Here is a 3,297-nt window from a genome sequence, read left to right as displayed (position 1 = left end):
TTCGACGATTCACCGCTCACCGTCGTCGGCGATGCCTCGCTCGGCGGCGAACTGGTCCTCAACGTAACGGACCCTGGGAGTGCCGAGCTCTACCAGCCGATCGGTCTGCTCTTCGCGACGAGCCTTGAGGGCACGTTCGACACCGTCTCCGGTCCGCTAGTTGACGGCGTCGCATTTGCCGTCACGTACGACGCGGCGGAAGTCCTTGTCACGCCGGCCTTCTTCGGCGATGCCGATCTCGATGGCAATGTGGACCTCGCCGACTTCGGCATCCTGCGGGCTGGCTTCGGCGAGGCGGGCACGTGGGTCGATGCCGACTTCGACCAGGACGGCGACGTCGATCTCGCGGACTTCGGGCTCCTCCGAGCGAACTTCGGCTCGTCCGTCACACCGGCCGACCTCGCCATGATCGACGCCTGGGCGGCCACGGTTCCCGAGCCGTCGGTGCTGCTTCTTGCGGCGTTGCCGATGGTGCTGGCACGGCGTCGTTGACGCCGCGAACTTGCGGTGTCGCCAGCGACCGGATTCACTCCGGGCCGGCATCCCTCTCGACCGATAAAAAGGGCACGCCCGCGTCTGTCATTGCGAACCCGGTGGCGGGTCGCGTGTCGGAGAGTGGGCGGACCCGTCCGTCGAACCGCCGTCGTCCAACGCCCATGAATCGCCCGCAACGTCTTGCCAGTGCCGCTCGTTTCGTCGTCGAACAGCTCGAGGGGCGACGCCTGCTGGCGTTCACCGGCGTCAACTTCGATCTGCCGCTCCAGCTCACGTTCGACGGCGAGTCCAATGGCGTCCAGGACGTCGACGGGCAGAACACCGGCTTCCCGATCGTCCAGGGCAACGCCGACGGCAACGAGTACGACAGCAGCCTGATCGACCTCGACACCGACGCCGGCCTGCTGCTCGTCACCAGCGCCGGCGACGCGATCGACGGCAGCAACTTCGGCACTGACAACTCGCTCGTCAACGGACTCCAACTCCCATTCGACGGCTCGGCCGACTGGCTCGTCTACACCAAGGTCGGGTTAAGCGGCGACACACTCGACGGCTTCGACACCGCCTTCGAACAGGCCGGCATCATGGTCGGGCCGACGCAGGACAACTACGTCAAGCTCGTCTTCGGGCACGACGGCACGCAGAACACCGTCCAGTTCCTCGCCGAACAGCCCGACGGCTCGGGCGGACTCACCTTTGCGCTCGGCAACGGCGGGGCGACGAGCCTCCCGGCCGGGCAGACGGGCGTCGATCTCTCGACGGCGCGTTTCGTCGACCTTTGGCTCGCCGGTGACGCATCCACCGGCGAAATCACCGCGCAGTACCGCGTCGAAGGCGGCGTCATGGTGCGCCTGCCGCAGACGTTCACCGCACCGCAGACCGACTTCTTCCGCGTCAACGGCAACCGCGCCGGCCTGATCGCCGTCCACAAGAACAACGGCGACGCCATCACCGCCGCCTTCGACGAGTTCGCCGTCACCAACGACACGCTGCCCGGAACGCAGCCCGTCGTGCTCGAGGCCCGGCCGAACGACGGCGAGGAGCTTGTCGATCGTGGGGCCTTCGTCGCCGTCGACCTCTTCCTGCCCAATGCCTCCGTTGCCGGTGCCACACTCGACGGCAACGTCACGCTCACACGCGTCTCCGACGGCCTGGTCGTCCCGGCAACGCTCAACACCACCGGCGGCGGCGACTCGATCGTCGTCACGCCCGATCGCGCGCTCGACGCCGACACCGAATACCGATTCGACGTCACCGCCGGCGTCACAGACCTCCTCGGCGTGGCGTTCCAGCCGTTCAGCAGCACGTTCGCCACCGGCTTCACGCTCGGCACCGATGCCGGCGTCGCGGGGCTGGCCGACGTCGCCTTCGAACAGGTTGACCTGCCCGACACCGTCGGCACCGCCTGGGCCGGCGTCACCGTCGGGCCGGACAACCGCCTCTACGGCCTGGCCGTCACGGGTGAGATCTTCCGCTACAACATCGCCTCCGACGGAACGCTCAGCAACGAAACGCTTATCGATTCGCTCAACGATTCCGAGGGCGAACAGCGACTCGCCACGGGCCTGGCCTTCGCACCCAACGCGACGTCGTCGAACCTCGTCGCGTACATCACGCACACGCAGCTCAACCCGCTCAGCACCAACATCCCGGCCGACCTCGGCGACGACTTCACCGGCAAGATCACACGCCTCTCCGGCAGCAATCTGCAGAACGCCCAGACGCTCGTCGAAGGCCTCCCGCGGTCGACGCGCGACCACGTGACCAACCAGCCGGTCTTCGGTCCCGACGGCCTGCTCTACTTCGTCCAGGCGTCCAACTCGGCCATGGGCGCGCCCGACCCAGCCTGGGGCAACCGACCCGAACGGCCGCTCTCCGGGGCCGTCCTCGCAGCAGACGTCAAAGCGCTGTCGCAGCGCTCGACACCGCTCGACGTCACCACACCCGACGGCGGCGGGACGTACGACCCCGACGTACCCGGCGCGCTCGTCAGCGTCTACGCCGAGGGCATTCGCAACGCGTACGACCTGGTCTTCCACAGCAACGGCCGGCTCTACTCGCCCGCCAACGGCTCGGCCGCCGGTGGCAACGCGCCCGCCGGACCGGGTGGTTTCCCACCCGCGATCAACGGCGTCAGCAACACGCAGGGCGACTACCTCTACGACGTCATCGAGGGCGGCTACTACGGCCATCCCAATCCGAGCCAGGGCAACTTCGTCCTCAGCGGCGGCAACCCGACCGCCGGCGTCGACCCGGCCGAGGTCCCCGACTACCCCGTCGGCACCCAACCCCAGAACGACTACCAGGGCTTCGCCTTCGACTTCGGCCTCAACGAAAGCCCCAACGGCGCGGTCGAGTACGGCCTGTCGGGCAGCGGCTCGTTCAACGGCGACCTCGACGGCAAGCTCATCGTCACACGCTTCAGCGGCAGCGACGACCTCATCGTCCTCGACGTCGACGAGACCGGCGGCATCCGGCAGGGCGTCACCGACATCCCGGGCTTCGACGGCTTCTCCAATCCGCTCGACCTCGCCGAAGGTCCTGGCGGCGTGCTCTACGTCGCGCAGTTCGGCGATCGCGAGGGCGAGGTCCCGATGGTCGACCCCAACACCCAGCGGATCACGCTGCTCCGACCCGTCGCCGCCGGCGGCGAGGCGAGCGTCGACAGGCGTCGCATCTTCATTGACGCCGCCGCCAACACGTCCGAAGAGCGACCGCTCACGGTCCGCAACCTCGGCACCGAGCCGCTGGTCGTCTCGCCCTACACGCTCGGCCTGACCGGACCCGACAAGGACCTGTTCG

General features: G+C 68.1%; 2 protein-coding genes. Both read left to right on the top strand.

The genetic code is table 11. From position 1 onward, the window contains the following. Positions 1-492, top strand: a 492-nt coding sequence (locus AAGI46_16490) for a hypothetical protein (protein MEM1013805.1), incomplete at its 5' end; no start/stop codon positions are given. A 164-nt stretch (positions 493-656) separates the two neighbouring features. Beyond that, positions 657-3,297: Ig-like domain-containing protein (locus AAGI46_16485; GenBank protein MEM1013804.1), on the top strand; the 2,641-nt coding region annotated here is incomplete at its 3' end.

Source organism: Planctomycetota bacterium, assembly GCA_038746835.1.
Taxonomy (GTDB): domain Bacteria; phylum Planctomycetota; class Phycisphaerae; order Tepidisphaerales; family Tepidisphaeraceae; genus JBCDKH01.
This window is presented reverse-complemented; position numbering and strand designations above follow the sequence as displayed.